At 68.9% G+C, this 19,117-nt stretch carries 14 protein-coding genes and 1 tRNA gene; 13 read left to right on the forward strand and 2 right to left on the reverse strand.

The window, feature by feature from the left end:
* Positions 1-27 precede the first annotated feature (27 nt).
* The 9 genes from B0B14_RS07250 (at position 28) to B0B14_RS07290 (ending at position 12,173) form a co-directional block, all read left to right on the forward strand.
* Positions 28-258 carry a DUF6704 family protein gene (locus tag B0B14_RS07250; RefSeq protein WP_076680759.1) on the forward strand — a complete coding sequence of 77 codons (231 nt, stop codon included), beginning with the start codon at positions 28-30 and terminating at the stop codon, positions 256-258.
* A gap of 2 nt (positions 259-260) precedes the next feature.
* Positions 261-1,037, forward strand: a complete 777-nt coding sequence (gene trpC / locus B0B14_RS07255; RefSeq protein ID WP_076680760.1) for an indole-3-glycerol phosphate synthase TrpC — start codon at positions 261-263, stop codon at positions 1,035-1,037.
* Positions 1,034-2,293 carry a tryptophan synthase subunit beta gene (trpB, locus tag B0B14_RS07260; protein WP_076680761.1) on the forward strand — a complete coding sequence of 420 codons (1,260 nt, stop codon included), beginning with the start codon at positions 1,034-1,036 and terminating at the stop codon, positions 2,291-2,293. Before trpC ends, trpB begins: the two co-directional genes overlap by 4 nt.
* Complete coding sequence (trpA, locus tag B0B14_RS07265) at positions 2,290-3,081, forward strand: tryptophan synthase subunit alpha (protein ID WP_076680762.1); 792 nt, start codon at positions 2,290-2,292, stop codon at positions 3,079-3,081. Before trpB ends, trpA begins: the two co-directional genes overlap by 4 nt.
* 52 nt (positions 3,082-3,133) lie before the next feature.
* A complete protein-coding gene (gene lgt, locus B0B14_RS07270) occupies positions 3,134-4,102 on the forward strand; it encodes a prolipoprotein diacylglyceryl transferase (protein ID WP_076680763.1) in 969 nt (322 codons plus the stop codon).
* A 70-nt stretch (positions 4,103-4,172) separates the two neighbouring features.
* On the forward strand, positions 4,173-8,759 hold the full coding sequence (gene gltB / locus B0B14_RS07275; protein ID WP_076680764.1) for a glutamate synthase large subunit: 4,587 nt from the start codon (positions 4,173-4,175) through the stop codon (positions 8,757-8,759).
* Positions 8,752-10,221 carry a glutamate synthase subunit beta gene (locus B0B14_RS07280; protein ID WP_076680765.1) on the forward strand — a complete coding sequence of 490 codons (1,470 nt, stop codon included), beginning with the start codon at positions 8,752-8,754 and terminating at the stop codon, positions 10,219-10,221. The genes gltB and B0B14_RS07280 overlap by 8 nt, the downstream gene beginning before the upstream one ends.
* A gap of 46 nt (positions 10,222-10,267) precedes the next feature.
* Positions 10,268-11,710 (forward strand): pyruvate kinase, encoded by a 1,443-nt coding sequence (gene pyk / locus B0B14_RS07285; protein WP_076680766.1) that lies wholly within the window; start codon positions 10,268-10,270, stop codon positions 11,708-11,710.
* Between the two features lie 73 nt (positions 11,711-11,783).
* Positions 11,784-12,173 carry a PLDc N-terminal domain-containing protein gene (locus B0B14_RS07290; RefSeq protein ID WP_076680767.1) on the forward strand — a complete coding sequence of 130 codons (390 nt, stop codon included), beginning with the start codon at positions 11,784-11,786 and terminating at the stop codon, positions 12,171-12,173.
* Positions 12,174-12,208: 35 nt separating this feature from the next.
* Here B0B14_RS07290 and B0B14_RS07295 read toward each other — a convergent pair.
* Positions 12,209-12,291: transfer RNA gene (locus tag B0B14_RS07295), tRNA-Leu, on the reverse strand.
* Positions 12,292-12,410: 119 nt separating this feature from the next.
* Here B0B14_RS07295 and B0B14_RS07300 point away from each other — a divergent pair.
* Positions 12,411-13,031 carry an ANTAR domain-containing response regulator gene (locus tag B0B14_RS07300; protein ID WP_076680768.1) on the forward strand — a complete coding sequence of 207 codons (621 nt, stop codon included), beginning with the start codon at positions 12,411-12,413 and terminating at the stop codon, positions 13,029-13,031.
* 51 nt (positions 13,032-13,082) lie between these two features.
* Here B0B14_RS07300 and B0B14_RS07305 read toward each other — a convergent pair whose 3' ends face one another.
* Positions 13,083-13,514, reverse strand: coding sequence for a hotdog fold thioesterase (locus B0B14_RS07305; protein WP_076680769.1), 432 nt, complete (start codon positions 13,512-13,514; stop codon positions 13,083-13,085).
* 59 nt (positions 13,515-13,573) lie between these two features.
* Between B0B14_RS07305 and polA the strand changes: the two genes are divergently transcribed.
* From polA to B0B14_RS07320, 3 genes are all read left to right on the forward strand, one after another.
* Positions 13,574-16,213: a DNA polymerase I gene (gene polA, locus B0B14_RS07310; protein ID WP_076680770.1), complete on the forward strand. Its 2,640-nt coding sequence runs from the start codon at positions 13,574-13,576 to the stop codon at positions 16,211-16,213.
* Between the two features lie 96 nt (positions 16,214-16,309).
* Positions 16,310-17,983: a DUF885 domain-containing protein gene (locus B0B14_RS07315; RefSeq protein ID WP_076680771.1), complete on the forward strand. Its 1,674-nt coding sequence runs from the start codon at positions 16,310-16,312 to the stop codon at positions 17,981-17,983.
* A gap of 45 nt (positions 17,984-18,028) precedes the next feature.
* A complete protein-coding gene (locus tag B0B14_RS07320; RefSeq protein WP_076680772.1) occupies positions 18,029-19,060 on the forward strand; it encodes an LLM class flavin-dependent oxidoreductase in 1,032 nt (343 codons plus the stop codon).
* Positions 19,061-19,117: the final 57 nt, after the last annotated feature.

Below are 19,117 nucleotides of genomic sequence, written 5' to 3' on the forward strand. Positions count from 1 at the left end.
TCACCCGCGCTACCCCGGAGGACATCCATGAGCAACCCCATCGGCGACCCCGGCCACGGACACTCGCCGGCCGCTTGGACGGCCGTCATCATCATGCTCGTGGCCTTCGCCCTCGGCACCCTCTTCTTCTGGTTCGACATGCCGGTGCTCGTGTGGGCCTCCGCGGGTCTGCTCGTCGTCGGGCTGCTCGTCGGCTGGGGCATGTCCAAGGCGGGCTACGGCGTCGGCGGCACGAAGTACACCCCGAAAGAGCATTGAGCATGCTCGCCGACCTCACGGCCGGCGCGGTGGAGGATGCCGAGGCGCGCGCCTCCGAACGGCCCCTGGCGGTCGTCGAAGCCGCCGCACTCGCATATGCGCCTGCGCGCGACGCCCTCGCGGCGCTCGCCCCCTCCGATCGCGTGAAGATCATCGCCGAGGTCAAGCGCGCGAGCCCGTCGCGCGGCGACCTGGCCGACATCCCCGATCCCGCCCTCCAGGCCCGGCTCTACGAGCAGGGCGGCGCGTCGACGATCTCGGTCCTCACCGAGGGCCGCAGGTTCAAGGGGAGCCTCGCAGACCTCGAGGCCGTCAAGGCATCCGTCTCGCTCCCCGTGCTCCGCAAGGACTTCATCGCCACCGAGTACCAGGTGCTCGAGGCCCGCGCCGCGGGAGCCGATCTCGTGCTGCTGATCGTGGCCGCACTCGACCAGGACGTGCTCGCACGCCTTCACGCCCTCACCCTCGAGCTGGGGATGACGCCGCTCGTCGAGACGCACTCGGCGGAGGAGGTCGATCGCGCAGCCGACCTCGGAGCGAGACTCGTCGGCGTCAACGCGCGCGACCTGTCGACGTTCCAGCTCGACAAGGACCTGTTCGGACGACTCGCGGAGCGCATCCCCGCCGACGCGATCAAGATCGCCGAGTCCGCCGTGCTCGTCCCCGCCGATGTCGCGCACTACCGCGCGGCGGGTGCCGACGTCGTCCTCGTGGGCGAAGCACTCGTGACCAACGACCCGCTGGCGACGCTCGCGGCATTCCTGGAGGCCGGAACATGAGTCTGCGCGACGAGAAGGGCCCGTACTTCGGCGATTTCGGCGGGCGCTACATGCCCGAATCGCTCATCGCGGCGATCGACGAGCTGACCGAGGTCTACGAGACGGCGATCGCCGATCCGTCGTTCCGGTCCGAGCTCGCGGGGCTCCTGCACTCCTACGCCGGCCGTCCCTCGGCGATCACCGAGGTGCCGCGCTTCGCGGCGCACGCCGGCGGCGCCCGGGTCTTCCTCAAGCGCGAAGACCTCAACCACACGGGCTCGCACAAGATCAACAACGTGCTCGGACAGGCGCTGCTCACCAAGCGGCTCGGCAAGACCCGGGTGATCGCCGAGACCGGCGCAGGCCAGCACGGCGTGGCGACCGCCACGGCGGCGGCGCTGTTCGGCTTCGACTGCACGATCTACATGGGCGAGGTCGACACCGAGCGTCAGGCCCTCAACGTCGCGCGCATGCGTCTGCTCGGCGCCGAGGTGGTCCCCGTCACGACCGGGTCGCGCACGCTCAAGGACGCGATCAACGACGCGTACCGCGACTGGGTGGCCTCGGTCGAGACCACGAACTACATCTTCGGCACGGCGGCCGGTCCGCACCCGTTCCCCGCCATGGTGCGCGACTTCCAGAAGATCATCGGCGAAGAGGCGCGTCAGCAGCTCCTCGACGAACTCGGCCGGCTCCCGGATGTCGTGCTCGCCTGCGTCGGCGGCGGATCGAACGCGATCGGCATGTTCGACGCCTTCCTCGACGACGCCGATGTGAAGCTCTACGGCGTGGAGGCGGCCGGCGACGGCGTCGACACCCCACGGCACGCGGCGTCGATCGAACGCGGTCGCCCGGGCGTGCTGCACGGCGCCAAGACCTTCGTGCTGCAGGACGAAGACGGCCAGACGGTGGAGTCTCATTCGATCTCCGCGGGTCTCGACTATCCCGGTGTCGGACCCGAGCACGCCTGGCTCTCGTCGATCGGCCGCGCGGAGTACATACCCGCCACCGACGACGAGGCGATGCAGGCTCTGCGCCTCCTGTCCGAGACCGAGGGCATCATCCCCGCCATCGAGTCCGCGCACGCTTTGGCCGGGGCCCTGCGCATCGGCCGCGAGCTCGGCCCCGACGCCGTCCTCGCCGTGTGCCTGAGCGGCCGCGGCGATAAGGACATGGACACCGCCGCACGCTACTTCAGCCTGTACGACGCGGGCGCCGAGCCCGTGATCGAGCCTCCCGCGGACGATGCCGCCAAGGGCGAGGGAGTCGAGCTGTGAGCCGCGTCGCCGACGCCATCGATGCAGCCAGGTCCGAAGGGCGCGGCGCGTTCGTCGGCTACCTGCCGCTCGGATTCCCCGACCTGCAGACGAGCATCGACGCAGCCGTCACCCTCGCCGAGAACGGCGTCGACATCCTCGAGCTCGGCCCGCCGTACTCCGACCCGGTGATGGACGGCACCGTCATCCAGGAGGCCACGCAGACGGCGCTGGCGGGCGGATTCCGCCTGCGCGACGTGTTCACGGCGATCCGCGAGATCACCGCCCGCGTGGATATCCCGGTGCTCGTCATGACGTATTGGAACCCCGTCCTGCAGTACGGCGTCGACGCCTACGCCGACGACCTCGCCGCCGCCGGGGGAGCAGGACTCATCACCCCCGACATCACGCCGGAGTCGGCGGCCGACTGGATCGCGGCGAGCGAGCGCACCGGCCTCGACCGCATCTTCCTCGCCGCACCGACCTCCACCGACGAGCGGCTGCGCCTCATCGTGGAGAACTCCACCGGCTTCGTCTACACCGTCTCCACGATGGGCATCACGGGGGAGCGGGCGGAGCTGGATGCCGCGGCCCGCACGCTCGTCGCCCGCCTCCGGGAGCACGGCTGCGCACACGCGTGCGTGGGGATCGGCATCTCGACGGCCGATCAGATCGGCGGCGTCGTGGCGTACGCCGACGGCGCGATCGTGGGCACGGCGCTGGTGCGCGCGCTCCGCGACGGCGGGCTCGACGGGCTCGCCGCCACCACGCGGGCGCTCGCCGCGGGCACTCCGCTCGCCGCGAACTAGACTCTCTCCCGTCGGCGATCCGTCGGCGCTCCCCAGCAAGGACCACGTCTTCATGATGAACGCCGCACTCACCGTCGTCGCCAGCATCCCGAGCCCGCCCGTGAGCTCGTTCCAGATCGGCCCCTTCACGCTGCACATCTACGCGCTGTGCATCATCACGGGGATCATCGCGGCCGCCCTCCTCACCAACCGGCGTCTCACCCGTCGCGGCGCCGAGCCGTGGGTCGTGCTCGACATCTGCCTTCTCGCCGTGCCGCTCGCCATCGTCGGCGCCCGGATCTACCACGTGCTCACCCACTGGGGCTTCTACTTCGGCGAGGGCGCGAACCCCTGGTCGGCGTTCTTCATCTGGGAGGGCGGCATCGCGATCTACGGCGCCCTCATCGGCGGCGCGATCGGCGCCTGGCTCGGATGCCGGTGGACCGGCATCCGCTTCACCGCCTTCGCCGACGCGCTCGCACCCGGACTCCTGCTCGCCCAGGCGATCGGCCGGTTCGGCAACTGGTTCAACCAGGAGCTGTTCGGCCTGCCGACCGACGTCCCGTGGGGCCTCGAGATCGACTACCCGAACTCCGCGTGGCCCGTGGGTCTGCCCGAGGGCACGCTGTTCCACCCCACGTTCCTCTACGAGGTCATCTGGAACGTGTTCGGCGTGGCTGTGCTCCTGTGGGCCGGACGCCGCTTCCTGCTGCAGTGGGGACGCCTGTTCGGCCTGTACCTCATCTGGTACAGCGCGGGCCGCATCGTGTGGGAGTCCATCCGCCTCGATCCCAGCGACATCATCCTCGGCATCCGCACCAACGTGTGGGCCGCCATCATCGGCGTCGTGCTGGGTCTGGTCATCCTGATCGTGCAGAAGAAGCGCCACACCGGCCTCGAGCCGTCACCGTACGTGCCGGGCCGCGAATGGAAGCCCGAGGGGGCTGTACAATCGCAGAACACGAACGACTTCGTCGATCTCAGCGACCCGAGCGAAGAAGTCACCGCAGGCACCGCCACAAGCACTGTCGCCACGAAGTAATCGCTGGGTCCCCCCGACCAGCACGGGCCGACGTCGTCCCATCTTGAATTTCAACGTGAGGACGGTAGCAATGCCTTCGAGCCCCCGTCACGGCTCCGGCGAGTCCGGTTCGGCATCCTTTCCCCCCCGCCAGGGCATGTACAACCCGGCGTTCGAGAAGGACGCCTGCGGTCTGGCGATGGTCGCCACGCTCCGCGGCGAGCCCGGGCATGACATCATCGAGCTGGCGCTGACCGCGCTGCGCAATCTCGAGCACCGCGGTGCGATCGGCTCCGACGCGGGCACGGGCGACGGTGCGGGCATCCTGACCCAGATGCCGGATGCCTTCCTCCGCGCCGTCGTCGACTTCGACCTCCCGCCCGTCGGCGAGTACGCCGCCGGCATGATCTTCCTGCCGCGCGACGACGACGCGCGCGCGGCGCAGAAGGCCGGCATCGAGCGGATCGCGGCGAGCGAGGGCATCGAGGTGCTCGGCTGGCGCGACGTGCCCACCGCCGAGGAGAACCTCGGCAAGCTCGCGTTCCGGGCACGGCCCGTGTTCGAGCAGCTGTTCGTCTCGCGACCCGCCGTCGGAGACGCCCCCGCACTGTCGGGCATCGACCTCGACCGCCGTGTGTACCGGCTCCGCAAGCGCGCCCGTCACGAGATCGACGCGTACTTCGTGTCGCTCTCGAGCCGCACGCTCGGCTACAAGGGCATGGTCACGACGCTCCAGCTCGAGCCGTTCTACCCCGACCTCTCCGACGAGCGCTTCGCGTCGGAGCTCGCCGTCGTTCACTCGCGGTACTCCACCAACACGTTCCCGTCGTGGCCGCTCGCGCAGCCGCTGCGCATGCTGGCCCACAACGGCGAGATCAACACGGTCAACGGCAACCGCAACTGGATGCGCGCGCGTCAGTCGCAGCTGGAGTCGGAGCTGCTCGGAGACATCCGTCCGCTCCTGCCGATCTGCACCGAGGGCGCGAGCGACTCCGCCTCGTTCGACGAGGTGCTCGAGCTGCTCACCCTCACCGGTCGCAGCCTCCCGCACGCCGTGCTCATGATGGTGCCCGAGGCGTACGAGAAGCAGGTTGACGTGCCCGCCGACCTGCGGGCGTTCTACGACTACCACTCGCTGCAGATGGAGCCGTGGGACGGCCCCGCCGCCCTCATCTTCACCGACGGCACGCTCGTCGGCGCGACGCTGGACCGCAATGGTCTGCGCCCGGGCCGCTGGACCGAGACCACCGACGGCCTCATCGTGATCGGCAGCGAGACGGGCGTGCTCGACATCGCGCCCGAACGCATCAAGCGCCGCGGGCGCCTCCGTCCCGGACGCATGTTCCTCGTCGACACCGCCCAGGGCCGCGTCATCGAGGACGACGAGATCAAGGCCGACCTCGCCGCGATGCACCCGTGGCAGCAGTGGCTCGACGAGGGTCGCGTTCAGTTGAAGGACCTGCCCGAGCGCGAGCACATCGTGCACCCGATCGCCTCGATCACGCGCCGGCAGCGCACGTTCGGATACACCGAGGAAGAGGTCCGCATCCTCCTCACCCCGATGGGCCAGACCGGTGCCGAGCCGCTCGGCGCCATGGGCTCCGATACGCCCATCGCGGTGCTGAGCGACCGCCCGCACCTGCTGTTCGACTACTTCACGCAGCAGTTCGCGCAGGTCACGAACCCGCCGCTGGACTCGATCCGCGAAGAGGTCGTCACGAGCCTGCGCTCGGGCCTGGGCCCGGAGCGGAACCTGCTGTCGTGGGGGCCCGAGCACACCAAGAACGTGACGCTCGACTTCCCCGTCATCGACAACGACGAGCTCGCGAAGATCCAGCACATCGAACGGGCGCTGCCCGACCGCACGGCCATCACCATCAAGGGCCTGTACCACTTCGATCAGGGGTCCGGCGCCATGCGCGCGCGCCTGGACGAGATCTGCGCCGAGGTGGATGCCGCGATCGAGGACGGCGTGGAGTTCATCGTCCTGAGCGACCGCGACTCCAACAAGGACCTGGTGCCGATCCCGTCGCTGCTGCTCGTGGCCGCGGTGCACCATCACCTCATCCGCCGCGAGACGCGCATGAAAGTCGGCCTCGTGGTCGAAGCCGGCGACGTGCGCGAAGTGCACCACGTCGCGACGCTCCTCGGGTACGGCGCCTCCGCGGTCAACCCGTACCTCGCGATGGAGACCGTCGAGTACCTCGTGCGCACCGGCTTCATCACGGGGATCACCCCCGAGAAGGCCGTGCGCAACGTCATCTACGCGCTCGGCAAGGGCGTGCTGAAGATCATGTCGAAGATGGGTGTGTCGACGGTGTCGTCCTACGCCGGCGCCCAGGCCTTCGAGGCCGTCGGTCTCAGCCAGGAGCTCGTCGACGCGTACTTCACGGGCACCGAGACCAAGCTCGGCGGCATCGGGATCGAGGAGATCTCGCGGGAGAACCAGGCGCGGCACGACTTCGCGTATCCCGAAGACGGGGCCGTGCGCGCCCACGAGCGCCTGTGGACGGGCGGCGAGTACCAGTGGCGGCGCGACGGCACCCCGCATCTGTTCAACCCCGACACGGTCTTCCGGCTGCAGCACTCCACGCGCACGCGTCGGTACGACATCTTCCGCGAGTACACGAAGCTCATCGACGACCAGGCGGCCGAGCTCAAGACCCTCCGCGGCATGTTCCGCCTCAAGACCGGCGAGCGGCCTCCGGTGCCGCTCGACGAGGTCGAGTCGGTCTCGTCGATCGTGAAGCGCTTCTCCACCGGTGCGATGAGCTACGGCTCGATCTCGAAGGAGGCGCACGAGACGCTCGCCATCGCGATGAACAGCATCGGCGCGAAGTCGAACACGGGCGAGGGCGGCGAAGACCTCGACCGGCTCCTCGACCCCGAGCGGCGCAGCGCGATCAAGCAGGTCGCCTCCGGCCGATTCGGCGTCACGAGCATGTACCTCACGCACGCCGACGACATCCAGATCAAGCTCGCGCAGGGCGCCAAGCCCGGCGAGGGCGGGCAGCTGCCGCCGGGCAAGGTGTACCCGTGGATCGCGCGCACGCGCGGCGGCACCGCGGGCGTCGGACTCATCTCGCCCCCGCCTCATCACGACATCTACTCGATCGAAGACCTCAAGCAGCTGATCTTCGACCTCAAGCGCGCCAACCCGAAGGCGCGCATCCACGTCAAGCTCGTCAGCCAGTCGGGAATCGGCGCGGTCGCCGCCGGCACCGCGAAGGCCCTCGCCGACGTGATCCTCGTGTCGGGCTACGACGGCGGAACGGGCGCGAGCCCGCTGAACTCGCTCAAGCACGCGGGAACGCCGTGGGAGCTCGGCCTGGCCGAGACGCAGCAGACGCTCATGCTCAACGGCATGCGCGACCGCGTCGTGGTGCAGGCCGACGGCCAGCTCAAGACGGGACGCGACGTCATCGTCGCCGCTCTGCTCGGAGCCGAGGAGTTCGGCTTCGCGACCACGGCGCTCGTGGTGGAGGGCTGCATCATGATGCGCGTCTGCCACCTCGACACGTGTCCCGTCGGTGTCGCGACGCAGAACCCGGTGCTGCGCTCGCGCTTCTCCGGCAAGCCGGAGTTCGTCGTCAACTTCATGGAGTTCATCGCCGAAGAGGTGCGCGAGTACCTCGCCGAGCTCGGATTCCGCACGCTCGACGAGGCGATCGGCCGCTCCGAGCTGCTCGACGTGCAGAGCGCGGTCTGGCACTGGAAGGCCTCCGGCCTCGACCTCGCGCCGATCCTGCAGGGTCCGGACTTCGCCGACGACGAGCCGCGGCGCAACGCCCGCGCGCAGGATCACGAGCTCGACGAGCACTTCGACGTGCAGCTCATCGAGCGCGCGCAGGAGGTCATCGCCCACGGCGGTCACATCGAGATCGATCTGCCCGTGCGCAACACCGCGCGCGCGGTCGGAACGATGCTCGGCCACCACGTGACGCTCGCGCACGGTGAGAACGGCCTGCCGTCCGGCTCGATCGTGGTGAACCTGACGGGATCGGCGGGACAGTCGTTCGGCGCGTTCATGCCCGCCGGCATCCTGCTGCGGCTCGAGGGCGACTCCAACGACTACGTCGGCAAGGGGCTCTCGGGCGGACAGATCGTCGTGCGTCCGCCGCGCAGCGCGAACTTCGACGCGTCGAAGAACGTCATCGCCGGCAACGTGATCGGCTACGGCGCGACGCAGGGCACGATGTTCCTGCGCGGCGTCGTGGGGGAGCGGTTCTTCGTCCGCAACTCCGGGGCGACCGCGGTCGTCGAGGGCGTGGGCGACCACGCGCTGGAGTACATGACCGGCGGTCTCGCCGTCATCCTCGGGTCGACGGGTCGGAACCTCGGCGCCGGGATGTCGGGCGGCACCGCCTACATCTACAAGCTCGACGAGCGGCTCGTGAACCGCGAGGCCCTGGCCTCCGGCGAACTCGAGCTCGGCGCGCTCGGATCGGGCGACGCCGAGATCCTGCGCGACCTGCTCGCGCAGCACGTGGCAGAGACCGATTCGACGCTCGCGCAGGCTCTCCTCGACGACTTCGAGGCCGAGCTCGACAATTTCGTCCGCGTCATGCCCCGCGATTACGCGGCGGTTCTGCGGACTCGCCAGGATGCCGTGGCCGAGGGGCTCGACCCCGACGGCGATGTCGTCTGGAGCCGCATCATGGAGGTGACAGGTGGCTGACCCCAAGGGCTTTCTGAAGGTCACCGAGCGCGAGCTTCCCGCTCGCCGCCCGGTTCCCGTGCGCATCATGGACTGGAAAGAGGTCTACGAGCCGGGCGACTCCGCCGTGCTCCGTCGCCAGGCCGGACGCTGCATGGACTGCGGCATCCCGTTCTGCCACAAGGGATGCCCCCTGGGCAACCTGATCCCGGAGTGGAACGACCTCACGTGGCGCGGCGAAGGCCGCGCCGCGATCGAGCGGCTGCACGCGACCAACAACTTCCCGGAGTTCACCGGTCGCCTGTGCCCTGCTCCCTGCGAGAGCTCGTGCGTGCTCGGCATCAACCAGCCGGCGGTCACGATCAAGCAGATCGAGGTCTCGATCATCGACGAGGCGTTCGGCAACGGGTGGGTCGAGCCCGAGCCGCCCGCGCGCCTGACCGGCAAGACCGTGGCCGTCGTGGGCTCCGGCCCCGCGGGGCTCGCGGCCGCGCAGCAGCTCACCCGCGCCGGTCACACGGTCGCCGTGTTCGAGCGCGACGACCGCATCGGCGGACTCCTGCGCTACGGCATCCCCGACTTCAAGATGGAGAAGCGCCACCTCGAGTCGCGTCTGCGCCAGATGCAGGACGAGGGCACGCGCTTCCGCGCCGGCGTCGAGATCGGCAAGGACATCTCCTGGTCCGAGCTGCGCACGCGGTACGACGCGATCGTGGTGGCCACGGGCGCGACGATCCCACGGGATCTGCCGATCCCCGGTCGAGACCACGCGGGCATCCACTTCGCGATGGAGTACCTGGTCGAGTCGAACAAGGCGACGGCGGGGGATGCGGTTCCCCACCAGATCTCCGCCGAGGGGAAGCACGTCATCGTGATCGGCGGCGGCGACACCGGTGCCGACTGCATCGGCACCGCGCACCGTCAGGGCGCCCTCAGCGTGACGAACCTCGCCATCGGAAAGCAGCCTCCCGGCGAGCGACCCGATCACCAGCCCTGGCCGACCGCGCCGACGCTGTTCGAAGTCTCCTCCGCCCACGAAGAGGGTGGAGAGCGCGCGTACCTCGCCTCGACGGTCGAGTTCCTCGCCAACGACGTCGGGGAGGTGCGCTCGCTGCGCATCGCCGAGACGGAGTACCTGCCCGACGGCCGCCGCGTGCCCCGCAGCGGCACCGAGCGCGAGATCCCCGCCGACCTCGTCCTGATCGCGATGGGCTTCACCGGTCCCGAGCGCACGACGCTCGAAGACCAGCTCGGCGCAGAATTCACGGGCCGCGGCAATGTCGAGCGCGCCGACGACTGGCAGACTTCTTCACCGGGCGTCTTCGTCGCCGGCGACGCGGGGCGCGGTCAGTCCCTCATCGTCTGGGCGATCGCCGAGGGTCGGGCAGCGGCGGCATCCGTCGACGCCTTCCTCATGGGCGAGACGTCCCTCCCCGCCCCCGTACGTCCGGCCGACATCGCGATCGGTCTCCCGCGCGCGTAGGCTGGAAGCGCTTCCACACCCACTCTGATCGGAGCAACACCCCCAAATGAGACGCGCAAAGATCGTCGCAACTCTTGGTCCCGCCACCGGCTCGTACGAGATGATCCGCGCGATCATCGACGCCGGTGTCGACGTGGCCCGCTTGAACCTCAGCCACGGCGACTACTCCGAGCACGAGGCGCGCTTCGCCAACGTGCGCAAGGCCGCAGACGACGCCGGTCGTCCGGTCGCGATCCTCGTCGACCTGCAGGGTCCGAAGATCCGCCTCGGCAAGTTCGAGAACGGCCCGCACCAGCTGGCCGAAGGCGACATCTTCAAGATCACCACCGACGACATCCTCGGCACGAAGGAGATCGTCTCCACGACGTTCAAGGGCCTCCCGGGCGACGTGAAGCCGGGAGACTTCCTCCTCATCGACGACGGCAAGGTCCGCGTCGAGGTCGTCGAGGTCGACGGTCCGGTCGTCACGACGAAGGTCATCGTGGCCGGCGCCGTCTCGAACAACAAGGGCATCAACCTGCCCGGCGTGGCCGTCAGCGTCCCCGCGCTCAGCGAGAAGGACGAAGCCGACCTCCGCTGGGGCCTGCGCACCGGGGCGGACCTCATCGCCCTCTCCTTCGTGCGCGACGCGAAGGACGTCCAGCGCGTGCGCGTCATCATGGCCGAGGAGGGGCGCCACATCCCCGTCATCGCCAAGATCGAGAAGCCGCAGGCGGTCGAGAACCTCGAGGAGATCATCGACGCCTTCGACGGCATCATGGTCGCCCGCGGCGATCTGGGCGTGGAGCTGCCCCTCGAGGCCGTGCCGATCGTGCAGAAGCGCGCCGTCGAGCTGTGCCGCCGCATGGCCAAGCCCGTCATCGTGGCGACGCAGATGCTCGAATCGATGATCGAGAACCCGGTGCCCACGCGCGCCGAGACGAGCGACGTCGCCAATGCCGTGCTCGACGGCGCGGATGCCGTCATGCTCTCCGGCGAGACCAGCGTCGGCGCCTACCCGGTCGGCGTCGTGGAGACCATGGCCCGCATCGTCGACTCCACGGAGGAGCACGGCCTCGACCGCATCCTCCCGCTGACGACGAAGCCCCGCACGCAGGGCGGCGCGATCACGCTGGCCGCGATGGAGGTCGCCGACTTCGTCGACGCGAAGTACCTCTGCATCTTCACCGAGTCGGGAGACACGGCTCGCCGCATGTCGCGTCTGCGTCCGCGCATCCCGATGGTCGCCTTCGCGGTCGAGCCGGCGATCCGTCGCCGCATGGCGCTCACGTGGGGCGTCGTGTCGACCCTCGTCGAGCACGTGACCCACACCGACCGCATGTTCATCCAGGTGGACGACTACTTCCTCTCGAACGACCTCGCGAAGGTCGGCGACAAGGTCGTCGTGATCTCGGGATCCCCTCCCGGAATCATCGGCTCGACCAACGACATCCGCATCCACAAGATCGGCGACGCGGTGCACGGCGCCGCCCCGGTCTATCGCGAGTAGTCGGACGTCTGACAGGAACGGTCGCGCTCAGTAGGCTGAGCGCGACCGTTCTGTTTCCGCGCGGAGGTGCGTCATGGTCTTCTGGGACTTCTTCCTGCTGCTGCTGACGATGGTGTACGTGATCTCGTACTTCTTCGTCGTGGTGTTCGTCATCATCGACCTGTTCCGCGACGACGCCATGAACGGCTGGGGCAAGGCGCTGTGGATCATCGCGCTCGTCTTCGTGCCGTTCCTCACGGCGCTCGTGTACGTGATCGCGCGGGGGAGCGGGATGGCGGCACGGGCCAACTCCTCGCGGGTGCGCTCCGCGCCCGAGAACGACTCCTATCGACCGCGGGCGTCCGCGAGCCCGTCCGACGACATCGCGCGGGCCCAGGCGCTCCTGGACGCGGGCACGATCTCACAGGGCGAGTTCGACGCCCTCAAGAGCAAGGCCCTCGGGAACCAGTTCTTCGGGGCCTGAGCCGCGGCCGTCGGCCGATCGGTCGGCGGCGCACGTGCCGGTGGTGGGAGTCGAACCCACACGCCCTTTCGGGCAACCGAGTTTGAGTCGGTCGCGTCTGCCATTCCGCCACACCGGCGCGCCGGGAGCAGGCTCCCGCACGTCGGCTCCGACGATACCGCAGGGTCGGCGTCTCCGAACGCGGCCCCGGGGCGGGGCGCCTGCACCGCGGCGTCGGCCATACCGTAGGATTCAAAGGTGACTGAGCCCATCGAGCCCACCGTGCCTACGGCATCCGCACCGCGTCGCGTGGTCGTCGCAGAGGACGAGTCCCTCATCCGTCTCGACATCGTCGAGATCCTCCGCGACAACGGCTTCGACGTCGTCGGCGAAGCGGGCGACGGAGAGACCGCGGTGCAGCTGGCCACCGAGCTGCGTCCCGACCTGGTCATCATGGACGTCAAGATGCCTCAGCTCGACGGCATCTCGGCCGCGGAGCGGCTCAGCAAGAACCACATCGCGCCCGTCGTGCTGCTGACCGCCTTCAGCCAGAAGGAGCTCGTCGAGCGTGCGAGCGAGGCCGGCGCACTCGCGTACGTCGTCAAGCCGTTCACCCCGAACGACCTCCTGCCCGCGATCGAGATCGCCCTGGCCCGCTACGAGCAGATCATCACGCTCGAGGCCGAGGTCGCCGACATGGTCGAGCGCTTCGAGACCCGCAAGCTCGTCGACCGGGCGAAGGGCCTCCTCAACGAGAAGATGGGCCTGTCCGAGCCCGAGGCCTTCCGCTGGATCCAGAAGGCCTCGATGGATCGCCGACTGACGATGCAGGATGTCGCGAAGGCGATCATCGAGCAGCTCGCGCCCAAGAAGGACTGAGCGCGCTTCACGCTCGACGTCGAGGAACGGGATGCTGCGGCATCCCGTTCGTCATTCCTGCGGAAGATCGCGGATCATGTTGGTGATCCGCACGGTCGAGCAGCGCCTGCCCTGATCGTCGGTCACGACGATCTCGTGCACGGTCATCGAGCGCCCGAGGTGGATCGGGGTGCAGACACCGGTCACGATGCCGCTGGTCGCCGAGCGCGTATGCGTGGCGTTGATGTCGACTCCGACCGCAAGCCGACCGGGACCGGCGTGGAGGTTCGCCGCCATCGAGCCGAGCGACTCTCCCAGCACGACGTAGGCGCCCCCGTGGAGGAGCCCGACCGGCTGCGTGTTGCCCTCGACGGGCATCGTCGCGACGCAGCGATCGACCGTGAACTCGGTGAACTCCATACCCATCTTCTCGGCGAGGGAACCCATGCCGCGGCGGGTGGCCCACTCCATGCCGGTGACGTCTGCGGGGGCGGTGTCGGTCATGTCTCGCCTTCGGGATGCCTGTCGTCGGGAGCGTCCGAACCCCTGACTACGCTGGGAGGGTGACGGACTCCGCAAAGCCTACCCTTCTCGTCGTGGACGGCCATTCGCTGGCCTACCGTGCGTTCTTCGCCCTCCCCGTCGACAACTTCACGACGAAAGACGGTCAGCACACGAACGGGATCTACGGGTTCCTGTCGATGCTCATCAACCTGATCAAGGCCGAGAAGCCGACGCATCTGGCCGTCGCCTTCGACACGTCGCGTCAGTCCTTCCGCACGCGCGAATACGCCGAGTACAAGGCCAACCGCTCCGAGAGCCCGTCCGAGTTCAAGGGGCAGATCCCGCTGCTGCAGGAGTGCCTCGCGGCGATGAGCATCACCGTGCTCGCGAAGGAGGATTTCGAGGCCGACGACATCCTCGCCACCCTCGCGACGCAGGGGGCGGAACAGGGCTTCCAGGTGCTCGTGTGCTCCGGAGACCGCGACACGATCCAGCTCGTGAACGACGACGTCACCCTGCTGTACCCGAACGTGCAGGGCGTGTCGCAGCTCAAGCGATACGACCGCGAGGCCGTCATCGAGCGCTACGGCGTGCCGCCCGAGCAGTATCCCGACATCGCGGCCCTCGTCGGCGAGACGAGCGACAATCTGCCGGGCGTCCCGAAGGTGGGGGAGAAGACCGCCGTCAAGTGGCTCACCCAGTTCGGTACCCTCGACGACCTGCTCGAGAACGCCGACAAGGTCACGGGCGTCGTCGGCAACAACCTGCGCGAGCATCTCGACGACGTGCGCCGCAACCGCACCCTCAACCGTCTGCTGACCGACGTCGAGCTGCCCCAGGGCCCCGCCGATCTCGAGGTGCAGCCCATCGACGCCCAGGCCGTGCGCGACATCTTCGCCCGCCTCGAGTTCAAGACCCTCATCCCTCGGGTCGCCGAGCTCGCCGGCATCGAGCAGCAGATGGCGGCCGTCACATCGGCGGCGGCCGTTGCCGCGCCGGCGGCGAAGGATCTCGCGCCTGCAGCCCTCGTCGAGTGGCTCGACGCGTCCGAGGGCGAGGTCGGCGTCACGATCGCCATCGAAGGCGGTCTCCCGCATCGGATCGGATTCGCGACGGGCGATTCCGCCGTGGAATCGACGTGGAGCGACGAGGCCGCATCTGCGCTCGCCCCGTGGCTGGCCTCCGAGGCACCGAAGATCTTCAGCGACGCCAAACTGCAGGTCAAGGCGCTGCGCCGCGCGGGGCTGCGCCTCGGCGGCCTCTCCTTCGACACGATCGTGGCCGGGTGGCTCCTGCGCCCGAGCTTCCCCGACAAGACGCTCGCGCACCTCGTCGACCGCTATCTCGACGAGAAGCTCCCCGAGGCCGACCCGACCCAGCTCGTGCCCGAGACCGAGGGCGCCACACCGGGCCAGCTGTCGTGGTACACCCTGCGCGTGACGGAGGCGCTCCGCGCCGAGATGCCCGAGAGCGTCACGGCGGTGCTCACCGACATCGAGCTGCCGACGCTGCTCGCCCTCGCCGACATGGAGATCGCCGGCGTCGCCGTCTCGCACGAGAAGCTGTCGGGCTTCTCCGGCGAGCTGGGTGCGCGGGCCGAGACGATCGCACAGCAGGCCTATGCCGCGATCGGCCGCGAAGTGAACCTCGGCTCTCCGAAGCAGCTGCAGGAGGTGCTGTTCGAAGAGCTGCAGCTCCCCAAGACGCGCAAGACGAAGACGGGGTACTCGACGGATGCCGCCGTGCTCGCCGACCTGCAGGAGCAGGCGCCGCATCCGTTCCTGGATATCCTGCTCCAGCACCGCGAAGCCACCAAGCTCCGCCAGATCATCGAGTCCCTCGACACCGCGATCGGCGCCGACGGGCGCATCCGCACGACGTACGTGCAGACCGGCAGCCAGACCGGACGACTGTCGAGCACCGACCCCAACCTTCAGAACATCCCCGTCCGCACCGAGGAGAGCCGACGCATCCGCGCGGCTTTCGAAGTCGGCGCGGGCTACGAGACGCTGCTGACGGCCGACTACTCCCAGATCGAGATGCGCATCATGGCGCACCTCTCGGAAGACCCGGGGCTCATCGAGGCCTTCAACTCCGGCGAAGACACCCACCGCTTCGTGGGCGCACGGGTGTTCGGCGTCGAGCCGGCCGACGTCGACGCGCAGATGCGCACGAAGGTCAAGGCCATGTCGTACGGCCTCGTCTACGGGCTCTCGGCGTTCGGCCTGTCCAAGCAGCTGCGCATCGATCAGTCCGAGGCGAAGCAGCTCATGATGGAGTACTTCGCGCGGTTCGGCGCCGTGCGCGACTACCTGCGCTCTTCGGTCGAGCAGGCTCGTATCGACGGCTACACCGAGACCATCATGGGTCGGCGCCGACCGTTCCCCGATCTGGCCAGCCCCAACCGGGTTCTGCGGGAGAACGCCGAGCGCGCAGCCCTGAACGCCCCGATCCAGGGCAGTGCCGCCGACATCATGAAGGTCGCGCTGTTCCGCATCCACGACGAGTTCCGCACCCAGCAGCTGGGGTCGCGCGTGCTGATGCAGATCCACGACGAGCTCGTCGTCGAGGTGGCGCCGGGGGAGTGGGATGCCGCGGAGCGGATCGTGCGGGCCCGCATGGGAGACGCCGTGTCGCTCACGGTGCCGCTCGATGTGCAGATCGGCCGAGGCGCCGACTGGAACGAAGCGGGCCACTGACGACGTCGGTCGAGCAGCCCGTCGGGCGTTCGCTCTGAGCGAACCAGCCGGGGAACGGGCCGTACGGCACCGTGGGCGGTCCCTAGGCTCGAAGCCATGACTGACGCAGAACGCACCCCGACGCAGATCGACAGGATCGCGGATGCCTGGGTGGACACTCTCGCCGAGCTCCACCCGAGCCTTGCGACCTACATCGGACGCAGCGAGTTCAACGACCGCTACGGCGACTACTCCCCGGCAGGACACGACGCCCTCGCCGCAGCCGCCCGGGCCACTCTGGCCGAGCTCGAAGCCGCGACGCCGGAGGACTTCATCGACGAAGTCACCCAGCAGGACCTGGTGGGCGAGCTGCGACTCGACCTCGACCTGTACGACGCCAAGTGGCATCTGCGCGATGTCAACGTGATCGCCTCGCCTGCGCAGGACCTGCGCGCGGTGTACGACATCATGCCGAAGGACACCGCCGAGGACTGGGCCGTCGTCGCCACGCGTCTCGGCGCTCTTCCCGGGGCGATCGCCGGGTACGTCGAGACCCTCCGTGCCGGCATCGCCGAGGGCATCGTCCCCGCCCGTCGCCAGGTCATCGAGGTCGCCACGCAGATCGCCCGCTACACGGCCGACACCGGGTTCTTCGCCGAGTTCGTGAGCAACGCCGCCCCCGCGGAGGGGCAGCTGCCGGCATCCGTCGCCCGCGAGCTCGAGGACAACGCCAACGCCGCGCGGGTCGCGTACGACGGACTCGCGGCGTTCCTCACCTCGGAGCTCGCCCCCGCCGCGAGCGAGGAGGACGCCGTCGGGCGCGAGTACTACGCCCTCCAGTCGCGCCGCTTCCTCGGTGCCGAGATCGATCTCGACGAGACGTACGACTGGGGGGTCCAGGAGCTCGCCCGCATGGTCGCCGAGCAGGAGTCGATCGCGAACGAGATCAAGGAGGGTGCCACGGTCGAAGAGGCGGTGGCGTTCCTCGAGGAGGACACCAGCCGCAAGCTGTACGGCACGGATGCCCTGCAGAAGTGGATGCAGGAGACGAGCGACAAGGCGGTGGCCGAGCTCGGGCGGACGCACTTCGACATCCCCGAGCCGATCCGTCGCCTCGAGTGCATGATCGCACCCACCAAGGAGGGCGGGATCTACTACACCGGTCCGACCGACGACTTCTCGCGTCCCGGCCGCATGTGGTGGTCGGTGCCGGAGGGCGTGGAGTCGTTCGACACGTGGCGCGAGCTCACCACCGTGTACCACGAGGGCGTTCCCGGACACCACCTCCAGATCGCGCAGGCGGTCTACAACCGCGCCGAGTTGAACTCCTGGCGCAGGCTCCTGGCGGGCTCGTCGGGTCACGCCGAGGGGTGGGCCCTCTACGCGGAGCGGCTCATGGAGCAGCTCGGATACCTGGACGACCCGGCCGATCGCCTCGGGATGCTCGACGGCCAGCGCATGCGCGCGGCGCGCGTCGTGCTCGACATCGGCGTGCACCTGAAGAAGCCGCGCCTGGACGGCGAAGGCACGTGGGATCACGCCTACGCGCTGGACTTCATGCGCCGCAACGTCAACATGCCCGACGAGTTCGTGAACTTCGAGGTGAACCGGTACCTGGGCTGGCCCGGACAGGCCCCCTCGTACAAGGTCGGTCAGCGCATCTGGGAGCAGCTGCGCGACGACGTGCAGGAGCGCGAAGGCGACGCCTTCAGCATCAAGGCGTTCCACAAGCGCGCGCTCGACATGGGCGGTGTCGGTCTCGACACCCTCCGCTGGGCGTTCACGCGCTGACGACACTGAGGGAATAGGTCGGGGCCGGGTCGGGTTTGCATGCACATGAATGAACTTGAGCTCGGCCTCGACACCTTCGGCGATGTCACGCGCAACGCCGACGGCGAACTCCTCAGCGACGCGCAGACCATCCGCGACGTCGTCGATCAGGCGGTTCTCGCCGACGAGGTCGGGCTGGCCTTCTTCGGAGTGGGGGAGCATCACCGCCCCGAGTTCGCGATCTCCAGTCCCGAGATCGTCCTCGCCGCCGCGGCGGCTCGCACGAAGAACATCCATCTCGGCACGGCGGTGACGGTGCTCTCCAGCGATGACCCCGTCCGCGTCTACGAGCGGTTCGCGACCCTCGCCGCGATCTCGCACGGGCGGGCCGAGGTGATCCTGGGCCGCGGCTCGTTCATCGAATCGTTCCCCCTGTTCGGGTACGAGCTCAGCGACTACGAGACCCTGTTCGAGGAGAAGCTCGACCTCTTCTCCCGACTGCGGCTCGAAAAGCCCGTCACCTGGCAGGGGACGCTGCGCGCTCCGCTCGTGAAAGCCGACGTGTTCCCGAAGACCGAGGGCGGCATTCCCACATGGGTCGGTGTCGGCGGCAGCCCCGAGTCGGTAGTTCGGGCCGCCCGCTACGGGTACGGGCTCATGCTCGCGATCATCGGCGGTCCGTCGCACCGGTTCCGCCCCTTCGTCGACCTATACCACCGCTCGCTCGATTCCTTCGGCGAACCGCAGCTGCCCGTGGGCGTGCATTCGCCCGGTCACATCGCCGACACCGACCAGCAGGCGTGGGAAGAGGCCTACGAGGGGTTCAAGGCGATGAACGACACGATCGGCCGCGAGCGCGGGTGGCCCGCCTACAGCCGCATGAGGTTCCAGCACGACGTCGGCCCCGAGGGCGCCCTCTACGTGGGCTCGCCCGAGACCGTGGCCCGCAAGATCGCCGACACCGCGCGCACGCTCGGGCTCCAGCGCTTCGACATGAAGTTCTCGACCGGCACCCTCTCGCACGCCCACATGATGCGCTCGATCGAGCTCTACGGCACGAAGGTGGCGCCGATCGTGCGCGACCTGCTCGCGAAGTGACGACTGCGTCGACCGGTTCTGCCAAGATGATCGGTACGTCGATGATCTGAGCGAGAA

This window comes from Microbacterium sp. RU33B (assembly GCF_900155915.1).
GTDB lineage: Bacteria > Actinomycetota > Actinomycetes > Actinomycetales > Microbacteriaceae > Microbacterium.